Raw genomic sequence first — 14,756 nt, 5'->3', positions numbered from 1 at the left:
ATCAAGATGACAGCTCCCCGCCTCACGCTTGCAGATGAACTGGCCGAAATCCGGGCCGAGATTGCCCGGCTGAAACGCCGCGAAAGCGCGCTTGCGTCGATCGAACATCATTTCCCGGTGGTCCCGGTGTTCCGGCGCGGCTGGCCGATCAATCGGGCCGAACCGGGCACGGCCCCGGTGCGCAAGGCGGCGGGCGAGGTGCATGCCTGACGGCTCAGTACAGGAAGTAGCGCTGCGCAAGCGGCACCTCCTGTGCGGGCTCGCAGGTGAGAAGGACACCATCGGCCCGCACTTCATAGGTCTCGGGGTCGACCTCGATGGCGGGGGTGGCATCGTTCAGCTTCATGTCGCGCTTGCCGATGCTGCGGGTGTTCTCCACCGCCACGGTGTCCTTGGCCAGGCCATAGCTGTGGCGCACATCGGCCTGAAGCGCGGCCTGGCTGACGAAGGTGACTGCGTTGCGGGTAAGGCTGCCGCCATAGGCGCCGAACATCGGGCGGGTATGCACCGGCTGCGGCGTGGGGATCGAGGCGTTCGGGTCGCCCATCTGCGCCACGACGATCACGCCGCCGATCAGCACCATCTCGGGCTTGGCACCGAAGAATGCGGGCGACCACAGCACAAGGTCGGCGCGCTTGCCCTCCTCCACGCTGCCGATGTGGCGTGACAGGCCATGGGCGATGGCCGGGTTGATCGTGTACTTGGCGATATAGCGGCGGACACGCAGATTGTCGTTCGTGCCCTGCTCGCCCTCCAGCCGGCCACGCTGGACCTTCATCTTATGCGCGGTCTGCCAGGTGCGGGTGATGACCTCGCCGACCCGCCCCATCGCCTGGCTGTCCGAGGAGATGACGGAGAACGCGCCCAGGTCGTGCAGGATATCCTCGGCTGCGATCGTCTCGCGCCGGATGCGGCTTTCGGCAAAGGCCACGTCTTCCGGCACGCGACGGTCAAGGTGGTGGCAGACCATCAGCATGTCGAGATGTTCCTCGATCGTATTGATGGTGTAGGGCATCGTCGGGTTGGTGGAACTGGGCAGGATGTTCTGCGAGCCCACGACCTTGATGATGTCGGGCGCATGACCGCCGCCCGCGCCTTCGGTGTGGAAGGCGTGGATCGTGCGCCCGGCGATGGCTTTCAGCGTGTTCTCGACAAAGCCGGATTCGTTCAGCGTGTCGGTGTGGATCATCACCTGCACGTCCATCGCATCGGCCACGGTCAGGCAGCAGTCGATGGCGGCGGGGGTGGTGCCCCAGTCCTCATGCAGTTTCAGGCAGGAAGCCCCGGCGCGGACCTGTTCTTCCAAAGCGGCGGGGAGAGAGGCGTTGCCCTTGCCCGCGAAGGCCAGGTTCATCGGGAAGGCATCGGCCGCCTGCATCATCCGCATCAGGTGCCACGGCCCCGGCGTGCAGGTCGTCGCCAGCGTGCCATGCGCGGGTCCGGTGCCGCCGCCCAGCATGGTGGTAATGCCGGAATGCAACGCATCGTCGATCTGCTGCGGCGCGATGAAGTGGATGTGGGCGTCCATGCCACCGGCGGTCAGGATGCGCCCCTCGCCCGCGATGATCTCGGTCCCCGGTCCGATGATCACGTCCACCCCCGGCTGGGTATCCGGGTTCCCGGCCTTGCCGATCCGGGCGATCCGGCCATCGCGCAGGCCGACGTCGGCCTTCACGATGCCGGTGTAATCCACGATCAGGGCGTTGGTGATGACCGTATCCATCGCCCCTTCGGCACGGCTAAGCTGGCTTTGGCCCATCCCGTCGCGGATCACCTTGCCGCCGCCGAACTTCACCTCCTCGCCATAACGCAGCGCGTTGGCCCCGCCGCTGGAGCGTTCGGCGATCAGGTCCCGCTCGACCTCGACGATCAGTTCGGTATCCCCCAGCCGGACCTTGTCGCCCACGGTGGGGCCATACATGTCGGCATAGGTCTTGCGGGAAATGATGGCCATGCGGTCCCTCAGGGTTGGCCGGGGCCCCGACGGCCCAGGCGCTTGACGTTGGCGGCGGTGCGGCGGCGGATCGGTTTCAGCGCAGCCTCGGCGACAAGGGCCGGCGACTTGCCGGCCATCATCGCCTTCGATGAGGCCATCGCCACCTCGCCCATGGCGGCGACCTTTTCAGAGGACATGCGGGCGTTCTCGGACGGCAGGACGCGCCAGAGGCCCATCATCCCCATCATGCGCATGGCGACGACCATCTGCGCCTCGGCCAGCATCACGCTGGTCTGCAGCGACAGTCGTATCATTTCGGCGGGTGTCAGCATCGGGTTGCCCTTTCTAGGCGCGGAACCGGTCATCGACCGGCACCGACAGCGCGGTGGCGAGGGCATTGGTCTGCGCGGCCATCGCGATGACCGAAAGAAGCTCGCCATGTTGGGCGGACGTCATCCCCTTGGCCTTTGCGGCCGCCGTGTGGGAGTGGACGCAGTAATCGCAGCCGTTCGCGGTGGAGACGGCAATGTAGATAAGCTCTTTCACCAGGGGATCAAGCGCGCCGGGGGCCATGACGGCCTGCGCCCTCTCCCAGGTCGCGCGGAGAAGCGCCGGGTCGTGGGCCAAGGCCCGCCAGAAGTTGTTCACATAATCCGTCTGCCGCTTGGCGCGGATGTCGTCGAAGACGGCGAGGGCCTCTGCCCCCGCCTCCACGTCGCTTTGCAACGCGACCACCGCCATCACACCACCGCCATCACGCGGGCCGGGCCGCCGGTGCCGGTCTTGTGCTTCGGCGCGCCGATGAAGACCGTGGCCCCGCTGGCGGGCAATTGGTCAAGGTTGGCCAGGTTCTCGATCCCGAAGCGCCCGCCCGGAAGCCAGGAGAAATGCACCGCGAAATCCGCGGAATTGCCGGGGTCCAGCGACAGGGTATCGACGCCGATGGAGGCCACATTCAGCCCCGCCAGCATGTCGGTGGCCGCCTTGGAGAAGCCAGGGAAGGCCAGCTTGCCGTCCGGCGTGTTGCGGAACGAGGGGTCGGCGACCTTGGCGGCCCAGCCGGAATTCATCGCAACGCAGGACCCGGCCGGAATCGCGCCATTTGCCGAGACCCAGGCCTCGATATCCGCCGGCTCTACCATGGCGTTGGGGTCCTCGGCCGCCTTGGCGGTCAGGTCGATGATGCAAAGCGGGCAGACCAGTTGCTCGGGCGCCAGGTCGGCGACCGAGGTGCCGTCAGCGGTGAAGTGCAAGGGCGCGTCGATGTGGGTGCCGGTGTGCTCATAGATCGTCAGCTTCCACAGCTGATAGCTGGAATCGGCGAATTTGACGGCGGGGTCATAGAGGATGCCCGGATTGCCGTCGAAGGTCGGGAAGGCCCCGTCATAGGCATGGGTCAGGTCCACGACCTTGCCCGCCGCCTGGGCCAGCGCAGGCTTCGCCGTGGTCAGGCCGCTGGCCACAACGGCCGCAGTCGTCGCGGCAGCCCCGGTGAACAGGGCGCGGCGTGAGAGCATGGAGGATTTGATGTTCTCGATCAGGCAGGCGTCACACATCGCTCGGTCTCCTGTGTTGAAGGAGAGGGAAGCGTCCACCCGCACCTGCCCTTGCGTCAAGCACCATCAGAGCGGCCCCATGACCTTCTGATTGAAGCCATAGACCACCCGTTTGCCGGCGAGAGGCACCAGCCGGACCTCGCGCGTCTGGCCGGGTTCGAAGCGCACCGCGGTGCCCGCAGCGATGTCCAGCCGCTGACCATGGGCGGCGGCGCGGTCAAAGCTGAGGCCGGGATTCGTTTCGGCAAAATGGTAGTGGCTGCCCACCTGGACGGGCCGGTCGCCGGTGTTGGCGACCAAAAGGATCGTGACCGACGCGCCTTCGTTCAGGACCAGGTCGCCGGGGGCCGGGAAGATCTCGCCCGGGATCATTTGCGCCGCCGGAGCAGCGCGTAGACCGCTCCGCCCCCGACCATTGAACCCAGAAGCGCGGCGGAAAGCCAGCCGAACTCCACCCCGTGGGGATGGTGGTGCAGGCCCTCATGCGCCAGGGCGGGCGTGGCGAGAAGGGGCAGGACAAGCAGGGTCAGGCGGGACATCGGGGCCTCTCAGCGGATCGGGTGGTGGACGGTGACAAGCTTGGTGCCGTCCGGGAAGGTCGCCTCGACCTGGACGGAGTGGATCATCGACGGGATGCCGTCCATGCATTGGTCGGCGGTGACGACATGGGCGCCCGCCTCCATCAGATCGGCGACAGAGCGGCCGTCGCGGGCACCTTCGACGACGAAATCGGTAATCAGGGCAATGGCTTCGGGGTGGTTCAGCTTGACGCCGCGCGCCAGGCGGCCACGGGCGACCATGGCGGCAAGGCTGACCAGAAGCTTGTCCTTTTCGCGGGGGGTCAGGTTCATCGGTCCCTCAGACTTGCCAGACGCGCGGCAGGGGGCGGCCCTGGCGCAGAAAATGCAGAAGGCGGACGATCTGGCGGCGCAGGGGCCAGCCATCCACGGCCATCAGCCGCAACACGGTGCGGCCGGCAAAGCTGCTGACGCCGCCGGCGACGCCCGGCTCGTCCAGGATCGCGCGCAGGGGGTCCACCGGATGCTCTGCGGTCACGACCAGGCTGGCGAAGGCCCGCGCGCCGTTCAGCGTGGCGCTGCCTGCCAGTGCCGAGCTGTCCAGCGCCAGCGGGTCCAGCCACAGCGGCGCACCGTCGCGGCGGATCTCGCGCCGGTCGCGGAAGCGCAGGTCGCGCACCGTTTCGCCCATCGCGGCGCGGCCCAGGACCACCGCCTCCAGCGCCAGACATCCGGCACCGGGGGCAAGGTCGATGACGGTGCGACGGTCCAGCGCCGAACGGTCGAACAGGATCGTTTCTTGCGGCAGCCAGTCCAGCCAGCCGCCGGGGCCGACCTGGAACCGGACATCCATGCGGGCGGGCGGACCGCTGGCCCGGTAGGCCCGCTCGGCCGTCTGGGTCGTCGCCACCGCGCGGCCCTCGACCTGCAACTGAAAGCGCAGATGGTCGCCCGAGGTCAGGCCGCCCGAGGTGTTCAGGAACACCACCTCGCGCCCCGTATGCCCGTCCGGAAGGATCGCCTTGGCGCTGCCTTCGGTGCGCAGCCGGGCCAGCCGGTCGCCGGTCAGCGTGACCAGCGCCTCGCCCCATGCTCTTTGCATGACGGCGCGCGGCATGGTCTCGATCGGCTGGAATGCGGTCATCTGCGGCCCCTTGTCATTGGGACTGTCGGCCGGCTTGGCGCGGGCTGACAACGCCCGACCGGGGTGCAACGCGCTGGTGGGCGGATCACCGGGGGGCTGCGCCACTTTTCCCGGCAGACCGCCCAAATCCTGGGCAGTCGCGAGTCAGCCTTCGATCAACGCGCGCAGCCGGGCCACGCCTGCGGCCACCAGTCCGGCATCGCCCCGCGCCTCGACGTTCAGGCGCAACAGCGGCTCGGTGTTCGAGGCGCGCAGGTTCAGCCGCCAGTCGCCGAAGTCGAGCGAAAGGCCGTCGGTCCAATCCTCGGACCGCGCCTGCGGGGCCAGCGTGGCCCGGACCCGGGCCATGACTGCCGCCGCATCCGGCACGGTAAAGTTGACCTCGCCCGATGAGGGGTGATCACGCCGCAACCGGCTGGCAAGGTCGGCCAGGCTGTGCCCGGTCCGGCCCATCAGCCCCGCGACCAGCAGCCAGGGGATCATGCCGGAATCGCAGCAGAGGAAATCGCGGAAATAGTGATGCGCCGACATCTCGCCGCCATAGACCGCGCCGTGTTCGCGCATCGCGGCCTTCAGGAACACATGCCCGGTGGGTGCCAGCACCGACCGCCCGCCTGCCCGCGCGACGGTATCCTGCACCGCCCAAAGGACGCGCGGGTCATGCACGATCGCAGCCCCCGGATGCTGGGCCAGCGCGGCCTGGGCCAGCAAGGCCACGACATGCTCGCCGTCCAGAAAGCCGCCGGTGCCGTCGAAAAGGAAGCAGCGGTCAAAGTCGCCGTCAAAGGCCACGCCCATGTCCACCCCGGCCGCGCGGACCGCAGCCTCGGTCGCGGGGCGGTTCTCGGGCAAAAGCGGATTGGGTACGCCGTTGGGAAAGCTGCCATCGGGATCGTGATGCATCCGCACCAGGTCAAGCTGCGCGCCCTGGGCCGCCAGCCCCTCGGCCAGCGCGTCCAGTGTCGGCCCCGCAGCACCATTGCCGGCATTGACCAGCACGCGGATCGGCCCGACTGGCCCCACCAGCCCAGCCACATGCGCCACATAGGCGGCCCGCGTGGCGCTGGCATCCTGGACACAGCCGCCGGGCAGTCGGTCGGGGTCGGCTGCGCTTGCGGTCTTGAGGCGGACGAAATCGGCGTCGCTCAGCGGGACCGCGCCGGGGCCGACCAGCTTCATCCCGTTGTAATCGCGCGGGTTGTGCGAGGCGGTGACCATGATCCCGCCGCCTGCGCCCAGATGGGCGGTGGCGAAATACATCTCCTCGGTCCCGGCAAGGCCCAGGTCCAGCACGCGCACGCCTTGCGCCACCAGTCCGGCCCCCACGGCCTGCGCCAGGGCAGGCGAGCTTTCGCGGCTGTCGCGCGCCAGCACCACCGCGCCGGCCCCGGTCACCCGGGCAAAGGCCTGGGCGATCCTGTGGGCGACGATGTCGTCGAAATCGACGCCAAGGCGGCCGCGGATGTCATAGCGCTTGAACGGGCTCATCGCGGCAGGGGATCACCCACGCGCGCCGTAGTAAAGGCCCACGACATGCTCGGCTTCGGCAAAGAAGAGCCAGCGGGCGGACAGCGCCCCGGCCAGATGCAGCGCGGCGGCCAGGGCGATGCCCCAGCCTCCCAGCGGCAGCAGCAGCACCACGGCCGGCGCGGCCGAGGCCAGGACCAATGCGATCCGCCGCAGCTTTACCGCATGCTTGCGCCCCACCACGAAGATCATCTCCCGCTTCAGGTAGTTCCCGGCCGTATGTGCCGGGTCCAGGACCGACGGCACGCCCAACCGGTCCAGTCCCGTGGCGGTGCCCATGGTCTGACCGGCGCGCGCAAAGGCGCCGTCGCCCACCCTCCACACCGCCAGCAGCACCGCCCCCACGGCCAGAAGCAGCACCGGCGCCCAGGCGCGTCCCGACAACAGTGCGCCCCCCGCCAGCGCGAAGGCCAGGAACATCACCGGCGTCAGCCAATGGTGCCAGCGCGGCACCGCCTTGATCTGGGCATAAATCATCGCCGTGGTCAGGACCGTGCCCAGCGCCAGCAGGCCGCCGATCTGGCCCAAAAGCCGTGGCAGGCCGAGCCCGAAGATGTCGGACAAGGCCACCGGCGCCAGCAAAAGCAGCGTCGCGACCGAGGTCCAGGCCTCGCGGCTAAGCCAGCTGGTCCGCCATTGGGTGAAGGCTTTCAGCGCGTTCTTCGGGTTGCCAAGATGGAAGGTCGAAGCCAGCAGGCCCGCGACCGCCAGGCCGTAGCCAAGTGCCCACAGAAGGAAGGCCGCCCAGCCAGACGGCGTCAGCGCCCCCCAGCCCAGGAAGGCGAGGAAGCCGAAACCCAGGCCCGAAAGCGTGGAGAACAGGATGACCGAAGGCGCGGGATGCATCTCAGATTTTCCCCAGCATCCGGTCCAGCCAGCCGGCAATCCCGGTGGCCTTGACGTCCAGCAGCGGGGCCAAGGGGCTGGCCGTCCCCGGACCCTTCTTGCGCGGCGGCAGGTACTTGTTGGTCGGCTTCGTGCCCATGTCGGGCATCAGGTCATAGCCTCCGCGTTCGGCCACCAGTCTGGAGACCGCGCTGTCGGGGTCCGCAAGGTCGCCGAAATGACGTGCGTTCGTCGGGCAGGTGCGGACGCAGGCGGGCTCGCGATCCTCCTCCGCCAGGGTCTCGTTGTAGATCCGGTCGACGCAGAGGGTGCATTTCTTCATCACGCCCTGGGCCTCATCCATCTCGCGCGCACCGTAAGGGCAGGCCCAGGCACAAAGGCCGCAACCGATGCAGGCGTCCTCGTTCACCAGCACGATCCCGTCCTCGGCCCTTTTGTAGCTGGCCCCGGTCGGGCAGACGGTGACGCAAGGGGCGTTGTCGCAGTGCAGGCAGGACCGCGGGAAAGTCACGACCTGTGCCGGGGCGTCCGGGATGGCGACCTGATAGGAGTGGACGCGGTTCAGGAAGGTCCCCGAAGGGTCGGCTCCATAGGGGTTCTGGTCGGACAGGCCGATGCCGGCGTCGTTCCAGCCCTTGCAGGCGGTGACGCAGGCCTGACAGCCGACGCAGGTGTCAAGGTCGATGACAAGGCCGAGTTTTGTCTGGGTCGCTTGCGGAAGGGCCGTCATTCCATTCCCTCCACGGGGCTAACGAATTTTCTGCGATAATTCTGAATCCAATTCTTCGCAGAAGAATTGTGGCGCCCGCCACCCGCGCGCGGCGGGTCGGGCAGCTTTTCGAACATCGGCTCTGACGTCCCGCGCGGATGGTCCTTGGCCGCCACCCGCTCGACCCTCACGCGCTGGTCGAACCAGGCCGCCTGTCCCGTCACCGGGTCAGAGTTCGACAGGCGTACCCCGTCGCGATCCGGCAAAAGCTCGGAGATCAGGTGGTTGAGAAGGAACCCGGTCGTCGCCTCGGGCGCGCCTTCGTCCAGCGCCCAGGCCCCCTTGCGCTTGCCGATGGCGTTCCAGGTCCAGATGGTGTTCTCGTTCAGCGCGGCCATATGCGCGACCGGCACGACAATGGTCCCTGCGCGGGAGGACACCCGTGCCCAGTCGCCCTCGGCAAACCCTTGCGCCACCCAGATCTTCGTCGGCAGGTAGAGGTAGTTGTGCCCCTTGATCTGCCGCAGCCAGGCGTTCTGGCTACCCCAACTGTGATACTGGTCCATCGGCCGCTGCGTCAGGGCATGGACCTGGTAGCCGAAGGCCGCATCCTCATCGCCAAAGGGCGCATACCAGATCGGCAGGGGGTGCATCGCCTGTTTCAGCCGGTCGCGCAGGTGGTCGGGCGGCTGGCGCGGCCCGAAGCCCTCGGCGGCCAGCTGGAAGCGGCGGAGGGGTTCGGACCAGATGTTGAAGAGGTAGGGCTGCGGGGTTTCATAAAGTCCAAGGCGAACCGCCCAGTCCTGATAGGCGGCGTTCCAGGGCTTGTAGAAGCTTGCCTCGACCGGGACATGCGCCTGATAGAAGGCCCCGTTCTCGATATAGCGCTGCATCTGGTCGGGGTTCGGCGCGCCGCGACCTTCCGCCTCGCCATTGCCGCGGAAACCCATCAGCGGGCCGACACCGGGGCGGCGCTGGTGGTTCACGATATAGTCGGCGTAGTCCTTGAACTTCGCCGTGCCATCCTCGTTCACCATGCCAGGCAGGCCAAGTCGCGCGCCCAGGTCAAGGAGCACCGACTGGAAGCACCTCACCTCCCGGTCGGGTTCCAGCACCGGCCAGCGGATCGCATCTCCCGCCGCGTCGGGTTCGGAAATCGGGCGGTCCAGAAGGCTGATGCAGTCGTGGCGTTCGAGATAGGTCGTGTCGGGCAAGATCAGGTCGGCATAGGCAACCATCTCACTGGCATAGGCGTCGGAGTAGATGATCCGAGGGATCACATAGTCATCGCCGTCCTTCTCGGTCAGCATCTCCATCACGCGGGCCGAGTTCATGCTGGAGTTCCAGGACATGTTCGCCATGTAGAGGAAGAGCGTGTCGATGCGGTACGGGTCCCCGGCATGGGCATTGGGGATGACCATGTGCATCATCCCATGGGCCGAGAATGGATTTTCCCAGGAAAACGCCTTGTCGATCCGGGCCGGGCTTCCGTCGGGCAGCAGGCAAAGATCGTCGGGCGAGCGGACATACCCCAAGTGCGGGCCGGTCAGCGGCTTGCCCGGCGTGGTGACGAAATGCGGCGTCGGGTGGGCCTCGATGGGTTTGGGATAGGGCGGTTTCAGCCGGTAGCCGCCGGGGGTTTCCAGCGACCCCAGGATGATCTGGAGGAGGTGCAGCGCGCGCGCCGTCTGGAAGCCGTTGGAATGGGCCGAAATCCCCCGCATCGCGTGGAAGCTGACCGGGCGGCCGGGCATGTCCTTGTGCGAGTTCCCCCGGAAGTCCGTCCAGGGCTGGTCCAGCGTGATCGCATGGTCGAAAGCTACCTCGGCCAGTTCGGCGGCCAGCGCCCGGATGCGACCCGCCGCCACCCCACAGCGAGGGGCCACGGCTTCGGGCGCATACTCCGGCTTCAGATACTCCTCGACCATGTGGCGAAAGACCGTCCGGTTGCCCTGCCATTCGGCCCCAAGGTCGGGCTGCACACCCTTGCCGTCCCAAGGCGCGGGGTGGCCGGTGGTCTTGTCGATCACGAAGGGCTGGCTTTCGGCGTTCTTGACGAAAAGGCCCTTCTCCGCCCCCTCGGCCTCGGTCACCAGCAGCGGGGCGTTCGTCCATTGGGCCAGGTACTCCAGGTCGACCTTCCCGGCTTCCAACAGGCAATGGATCAGCGAAAGGATCAGCAGCCCATCGGTGCCCGGGGTGATCCCGATCCAGTCATCCGCAACCGCCGAATAGCCCGTCCGCACCGGGTTGACCGAGATCACCCGCGCGCCGCGCGCCTTCAGCTTGCCGATGCCGATCTTGATGGGGTTCGAGTCATGGTCCTCGGCCACCCCGAACATGACGAAAAGCTTCGTCCGCTCCCAATCCGGCTGGCCGAATTCCCAGAAGGCACCGCCGATGGTGTAGATGCCCCCCGCCGCCATGTTGACGCTGCAAAAGCCCCCATGCGCCGCATAGTTCGGCGTGCCGAAGTTCTGCGCCCACCAGCCCGTCAGCGACTGCGACTGGTCGCGGCCCGTGAAGAAGGCCAGCTTCTCGGGTGCTATTTCGCGCAGGGGCTTCATCCAGGCCACCGCCGTCGACAGCGCCTCTTCCCAGGTGATTACCTCAAAGGCCCCCGACCCGCGCGGCCCGACCCGGCGCAGCGGGGCAGTCAGTCGGCTGGGCGCGGTGACCTGCATGATCCCCGACGCGCCCTTGGCGCACAACACACCCTTGTTGATCGGGTGATCGCGGTTGCCATCGATATAGGCCACCTTGCCCGACTTGAGATGCACGTTGATCCCGCAGCGGCAGGCGCACATGTAGCAGGTGGTCTGGCGGACCTCGTCCCCGACCTCGCGCTGAGTCTCCACCCTTGGCTGGTTCACGCGCCCTCCCCGGCCGTCCCGACCTGCGCCTCGCCAGACATGACGGCCTGCGCCTCAAGCGCAATCTGGCGTTCCTCGTCGGCGGGCACAACAAGGATAACGACACGCGATGTCGCATCGTGCAGGGTGGTTTCGTTCCGGGCATTGGCGGAGGGGTCGGAAGATACTCCCATAAAGGCAAGACCGGACAGGATTTCGTTCCGCATCCAGGGATCGTTCTCTCCGATGCCGCCCGTAAAGACCACGGCATCCAGACCACCCATCGCGGCAACCATGCTGCCGGCATGGCGCAGTGCCCAATAGGCGAAATGCTGAAGCGCAAAGCCCGCCTCGGGCGTCCCCGCCGCGTGCAGCGCCCGCACGTCGCTGGCACCACCCAGGCCCAGAAGCCCGCTTTCCCGGTTCAGGATGCGGGTCGCGCCCTCAACCCCGTGCAACTCGGCCAGACGCAACACCGCGTTGCCGTCGATCGACCCGGTCCTCGTGCCCATCGTCAGCCCGTCCAGCGGCGAATAGCCCATCGTCGTCGCCACCGACTGCCCGTCCAGAATCGCGGCCAGAGAGCAGCCATTGCCCAGATGGCAGGCCAGCAGCCGACGCGGCAGCGGCCCCCGCGCCCGCAGGATGCGCACCAGCGCGGCGAAGCTGATCCCGTGAAAGCCATAGCGCCGCAGGCCCCGCTCACGCTCGGCCAGCGGCAGGGCATAGGTCGTCGCCACCGCAGGGTTCGTCGCATGAAAGGCGGTGTCGAAGGCCGCGTATTGCGGCAGCGCAGGGGCAAGCGCCGCAACCGCCTGGATTCCCACCAGATTTCCCGGATTGTGCAGGGGCGCCAAGGGGATGCAGGCGGCGATCTGTTGCAGCACGTCGGGTGTGACCCGGCAGGTCGCGGTCAACCCGGCCCCGCCATGCACCACCCGATGCGCGGCGGCCGTGAGTTGCCCGACCTGGACCCCGGCTTGCGCCAGCCCCGCCGCCATCGCCGCGCTGTGGCCATCGGCACCGATCTCGGCAACCGAGGCTTTGGCGACCTCACGCGCACCGTCAAAGACCTTCAGCTTCAGCGAGGATGACCCCGCATTCACGATCAGCCACATCAGACCAGCGCCTTTCCCAAGCCCAGGACCGCCAAGCCGGCCAGCAGGCCGATGGCGATCCTGCGAAAATCCTGCGGATCGGTGCCGAAGAAATGCCGCCCCCCCAGCCAGTTGCCCAGAAGCGTCACCGGCAGCGCGATCGCCGAGGCCCAGAGCGTATCCCAACTGACCAGTCCCGCCAGCCAGTAAAGCGGGGCCGAGTAGAGGTCGAGCAGCGGAAAATAGGCAATGAGCGTGGCGCGGAACACCGCCGCCGGCATCGGCTGCGCGGCAAAGAAGGCCGCCACCGGCAGTCCCCCCATGCCAGGCGCATTGGCCAGGCCCGAGATCACCCCGGCCACCCCATTGGGGACGCCCTTGACCTCGGCCGCCAGCCGCCAGCCCGCCAGCAGGACCACGCACATCAAAAGGACATAGCCCGAGATCACAGCCCGCGCCGTATCCTCGCTGACCCCGGTCAGGATCCACAGGCCCAGCGGCAACCCGATGGCCGCCCCGCCCAACAGCCAGCCGACGCGCCGCCAGTCCACGTCCGGCCCCGCCCCCTTGGCGGCTTGCAGGGACATGACCGTTTCCAGAACGACTACAACCGCGACGAAGTTCAGTGGATTGGTCACCAGACTGGAAGCCGCGATCAGCAGCGCCGAAAAGCCAAAGCCCGAGTACCCCCGCACAAAGCCCGCCACCAGACAGGCGACCGCCAGCCAGATCAGCGCCAGCGGCCCGAGGTCAAAGGGCATCAGACGACCTGCGGCCGCATGTCGGCTTTGGAGATCCCGGCGACTTCCACCGGCTTCTTCATCGCATCACGCCGGAAGGGCTCGCCCAGTTCCTGGTTGATCAGCGCCTCGATCAGCGTGGTCTTGCCGTGCTGCATCTGGTCCTCGATGGCCTTGTGCAGGGCGGCCGTCAGTTCCTCCATCGTCCGCGCCTGCACACCTTGCAGCCCGCAGGCCTTGGCGATGCCGGCATAGCTGACGTCGGTGTCCAGTTCCGTGCCGACGAAGTTGTCGTCATACCACAGGGTGGAGTTCCGCTTTTCCGCCCCCCATTGATAGTTGCGGAATACGACCATCGTGATCGCGGGCCATTCCTTGCGCCCGATGGCGGTCAGTTCCGTCACCGCGATGCCGAAAGCGCCGTCGCCGGCAAAGCCGACGACCGGGGTATCCGGGCAGGCGATCTTCGCGCCGATGATCGAGGGCAGACCATAACCACAGGGGCCGAACAGGCCGGGCGCAAGATACTTCCGCCCTGCTTCGAAGCTGGGATAGGCGTTCCCGATGGCGCAGTTGTTGCCGATGTCGGAGGAGATGATCGCCTCTTTCGGGAGGGCCGCCTGGATTGCGCGCCAGGCCATGCGGGGGCTCATCCATTCCGGCTTGGCCGCACGGGCGCGTTCGTTCCAGCTGGTGCCGGGATCGTCCTGCTCGTGGTCCATGGACGACAGCTCCTGCGCCCAGGCGGATTTCTTCTGTGCGATCAGCGCCTTGCGCTCTGCCCGCCCGGCATCGCCTGCGGTCTTTGACAGCCGAGACAGGATGCCCTCGGCCACCTTCTTCGCATCGCCCACGATCCCCACCGTCACCGGCTTGGTCAGCCCGATCCGGTTCGGATTGATGTCGACCTGGATCACCTTCGCGTCCTTCGGCCAGTAGTCGATCCCATAGCCCGGCAGCGTCGAGAACGGGTTGAGCCGCGTGCCCAAAGCCAGCACCACGTCTGCCTGCGCGATCAGCTCCATCCCCGCCTTGGACCCGTTATAGCCCAAAGGCCCCGCGAACAGGGGGTGCGAGCCGGGGAAGGCGTCGTTGTGCTGATAGCCAACACAGACCGGGGCGGTCAGGCGTTCAGCCAAGGCCATCGAGGCCGGGATCGCGCCGCCAATCACCACGCCTGCGCCGTTCAGGATCACCGGGAACTTGGCGCTGGACAGAAGCTGCGCCGCCGCCGCCATCGCATCATCCCCGCCCGAGGGCCGCTCGAACTCCACCACCGCGGGCAAGTTGATGTCGATCACTTGCGTCCAGTAATCCCGCGGCATGTTGATCTGCGCGGGCGCCGACTGGCGCTTGGCCTGCAGGATGCAGCGGTTCAGCACCTCGGCCACACGCGAGGGATCGCGGACCTCTTCCTGATAGCAGACCATGTCCTTGAAAAGGGCCATCTGCTCCACTTCCTGGAAGCCGCCCATCCCGATGGTCTTGTTCGCGGCCTGCGGGGTGACCAGCAGAAGCGGCGTGTGGTTCCAGTAGGCCGTCTTGACCGCCGTGACAAAGTTGGTGATGCCCGGCCCGTTCTGCGCGATCATCATGCACATCTTGCCCGACGCGCGGGTGAACCCGTCCGCCATCATCCCGCCCGAGCCTTCATGCGCGCAGTCCCAGAACTGGATGCCCGCCTTGGGGAAGATGTCCGAGATCGGCATGAAGGCCGATCCGATGATCCCGAAAGCATGTTCGATTCCATGCATCTGAAGCACTTTTACAAAAGCTTCCTCGGTCGTCATCTTCATCGCATATCTCCACGTCCCTGGGGGCCCGACAGGGC

The 14,756-nt window shown here is 67.3% G+C and carries 16 protein-coding genes; 1 reads left to right on the top strand and 15 read right to left on the bottom strand.

The window, feature by feature from the left end; all coding sequences use genetic code 11:
- Positions 1-6: 6 nt before the first annotated feature.
- Positions 7-210 carry a hypothetical protein gene (locus CXR42_RS01530; protein ID WP_103255751.1) on the top strand — a complete coding sequence of 68 codons (204 nt, stop codon included), beginning with the start codon at positions 7-9 and terminating at the stop codon, positions 208-210.
- A 4-nt stretch (positions 211-214) separates the two neighbouring features.
- Here the strand turns inward: CXR42_RS01530 and ureC are convergent, their stop codons facing one another.
- From ureC to xsc, 15 genes are all read right to left on the bottom strand, one after another.
- A complete protein-coding gene (gene ureC / locus CXR42_RS01525; protein ID WP_103255750.1) occupies positions 215-1,954 on the bottom strand; it encodes an urease subunit alpha in 1,740 nt (579 codons plus the stop codon).
- 8 nt (positions 1,955-1,962) lie between these two features.
- The gene (locus CXR42_RS01520; RefSeq protein WP_103255749.1) at positions 1,963-2,268 is read right to left on the bottom strand and encodes an antifreeze protein; all 306 of its coding nucleotides are present in this window, start codon (positions 2,266-2,268) and stop codon (positions 1,963-1,965) included.
- A 13-nt stretch (positions 2,269-2,281) separates the two neighbouring features.
- Complete coding sequence (locus tag CXR42_RS01515) at positions 2,282-2,677, bottom strand: carboxymuconolactone decarboxylase family protein (RefSeq protein ID WP_103255748.1); 396 nt, start codon at positions 2,675-2,677, stop codon at positions 2,282-2,284.
- Positions 2,677-3,492, bottom strand: coding sequence for a cyclase family protein (locus CXR42_RS01510; protein WP_103255747.1), 816 nt, complete (start codon positions 3,490-3,492; stop codon positions 2,677-2,679). Before CXR42_RS01510 ends, CXR42_RS01515 begins: the two co-directional genes overlap by 1 nt.
- Before the next feature lie 66 nt (positions 3,493-3,558).
- Positions 3,559-3,864 (bottom strand): urease subunit beta, encoded by a 306-nt coding sequence (locus CXR42_RS01505; RefSeq protein ID WP_103255746.1) that lies wholly within the window; start codon positions 3,862-3,864, stop codon positions 3,559-3,561.
- Entirely contained in the window at positions 3,861-4,031 is a 171-nt protein-coding gene (locus CXR42_RS01500; RefSeq protein ID WP_103255745.1) for a peptidase M23, read from the bottom strand. Before CXR42_RS01500 ends, CXR42_RS01505 begins: the two co-directional genes overlap by 4 nt.
- Positions 4,032-4,040: 9 nt before the next feature.
- Positions 4,041-4,343, bottom strand: a complete 303-nt coding sequence (locus CXR42_RS01495; RefSeq protein ID WP_103255744.1) for an urease subunit gamma — start codon at positions 4,341-4,343, stop codon at positions 4,041-4,043.
- A 7-nt stretch (positions 4,344-4,350) separates the two neighbouring features.
- Positions 4,351-5,154, bottom strand: a complete 804-nt coding sequence (locus tag CXR42_RS01490) for an urease accessory protein UreD (protein ID WP_245875319.1) — start codon at positions 5,152-5,154, stop codon at positions 4,351-4,353.
- 144 nt (positions 5,155-5,298) lie between these two features.
- Complete coding sequence (locus CXR42_RS01485; RefSeq protein ID WP_103255743.1) at positions 5,299-6,642, bottom strand: phosphohexomutase domain-containing protein; 1,344 nt, start codon at positions 6,640-6,642, stop codon at positions 5,299-5,301.
- Between the two features lie 12 nt (positions 6,643-6,654).
- Complete coding sequence (locus CXR42_RS01480) at positions 6,655-7,527, bottom strand: dimethyl sulfoxide reductase anchor subunit family protein (RefSeq protein ID WP_103255742.1); 873 nt, start codon at positions 7,525-7,527, stop codon at positions 6,655-6,657.
- 1 nt (position 7,528) lies between these two features.
- Entirely contained in the window at positions 7,529-8,257 is a 729-nt protein-coding gene (locus CXR42_RS01475) for a 4Fe-4S dicluster domain-containing protein (RefSeq protein WP_103255741.1), read from the bottom strand.
- Entirely contained in the window at positions 8,254-11,109 is a 2,856-nt protein-coding gene (locus CXR42_RS01470; protein WP_245875318.1) for a molybdopterin-dependent oxidoreductase, read from the bottom strand. The genes CXR42_RS01475 and CXR42_RS01470 overlap by 4 nt, the downstream gene beginning before the upstream one ends.
- Positions 11,106-12,206, bottom strand: a complete 1,101-nt coding sequence (locus CXR42_RS01465) for an acetate/propionate family kinase (RefSeq protein WP_103255740.1) — start codon at positions 12,204-12,206, stop codon at positions 11,106-11,108. The genes CXR42_RS01470 and CXR42_RS01465 overlap by 4 nt, the downstream gene beginning before the upstream one ends.
- The gene (locus tag CXR42_RS01460) at positions 12,206-12,946 is read right to left on the bottom strand and encodes a sulfite exporter TauE/SafE family protein (RefSeq protein WP_103255739.1); all 741 of its coding nucleotides are present in this window, start codon (positions 12,944-12,946) and stop codon (positions 12,206-12,208) included. Before CXR42_RS01460 ends, CXR42_RS01465 begins: the two co-directional genes overlap by 1 nt.
- On the bottom strand, positions 12,946-14,721 hold the full coding sequence (gene xsc / locus CXR42_RS01455; RefSeq protein ID WP_103255738.1) for a sulfoacetaldehyde acetyltransferase: 1,776 nt from the start codon (positions 14,719-14,721) through the stop codon (positions 12,946-12,948). Before xsc ends, CXR42_RS01460 begins: the two co-directional genes overlap by 1 nt.
- Between the last annotated feature and the right edge of the window lie 35 nt (positions 14,722-14,756).

Source organism: Tabrizicola aquatica (genome assembly GCF_002900975.1).
Classification (GTDB): Bacteria; Pseudomonadota; Alphaproteobacteria; order Rhodobacterales; family Rhodobacteraceae; genus Tabrizicola; species Tabrizicola aquatica.
The sequence above is the reverse complement of the archived record's forward strand: the minus strand, read 5'-3'. Positions and strand labels throughout refer to the sequence as shown.

Coding starts and splice junctions, on each gene's coding strand:
- CXR42_RS01530 (WP_103255751.1), top strand. CDS start 7: ATGACAGCTCCCCGCCTCACGCTTGCAGATGAACTGGCCGAAATCCGG.
- ureC (WP_103255750.1), bottom strand. CDS start 1,954: ATGGCCATCATTTCCCGCAAGACCTATGCCGACATGTATGGCCCCACC.
- CXR42_RS01520 (WP_103255749.1), bottom strand. CDS start 2,268: ATGCTGACACCCGCCGAAATGATACGACTGTCGCTGCAGACCAGCGTG.
- CXR42_RS01515 (WP_103255748.1), bottom strand. CDS start 2,677: ATGGCGGTGGTCGCGTTGCAAAGCGACGTGGAGGCGGGGGCAGAGGCC.
- CXR42_RS01510 (WP_103255747.1), bottom strand. CDS start 3,492: ATGTGTGACGCCTGCCTGATCGAGAACATCAAATCCTCCATGCTCTCA.
- CXR42_RS01505 (WP_103255746.1), bottom strand. CDS start 3,864: ATGATCCCGGGCGAGATCTTCCCGGCCCCCGGCGACCTGGTCCTGAAC.
- CXR42_RS01500 (WP_103255745.1), bottom strand. CDS start 4,031: ATGTCCCGCCTGACCCTGCTTGTCCTGCCCCTTCTCGCCACGCCCGCC.
- CXR42_RS01495 (WP_103255744.1), bottom strand. CDS start 4,343: ATGAACCTGACCCCCCGCGAAAAGGACAAGCTTCTGGTCAGCCTTGCC.
- CXR42_RS01490 (WP_245875319.1), bottom strand. CDS start 5,154: ATGACCGCATTCCAGCCGATCGAGACCATGCCGCGCGCCGTCATGCAA.
- CXR42_RS01485 (WP_103255743.1), bottom strand. CDS start 6,642: ATGAGCCCGTTCAAGCGCTATGACATCCGCGGCCGCCTTGGCGTCGAT.
- CXR42_RS01480 (WP_103255742.1), bottom strand. CDS start 7,527: ATGCATCCCGCGCCTTCGGTCATCCTGTTCTCCACGCTTTCGGGCCTG.
- CXR42_RS01475 (WP_103255741.1), bottom strand. CDS start 8,257: ATGACGGCCCTTCCGCAAGCGACCCAGACAAAACTCGGCCTTGTCATC.
- CXR42_RS01465 (WP_103255740.1), bottom strand. CDS start 12,206: ATGTGGCTGATCGTGAATGCGGGGTCATCCTCGCTGAAGCTGAAGGTC.
- CXR42_RS01460 (WP_103255739.1), bottom strand. CDS start 12,946: ATGCCCTTTGACCTCGGGCCGCTGGCGCTGATCTGGCTGGCGGTCGCC.
- xsc (WP_103255738.1), bottom strand. CDS start 14,721: ATGAAGATGACGACCGAGGAAGCTTTTGTAAAAGTGCTTCAGATGCAT.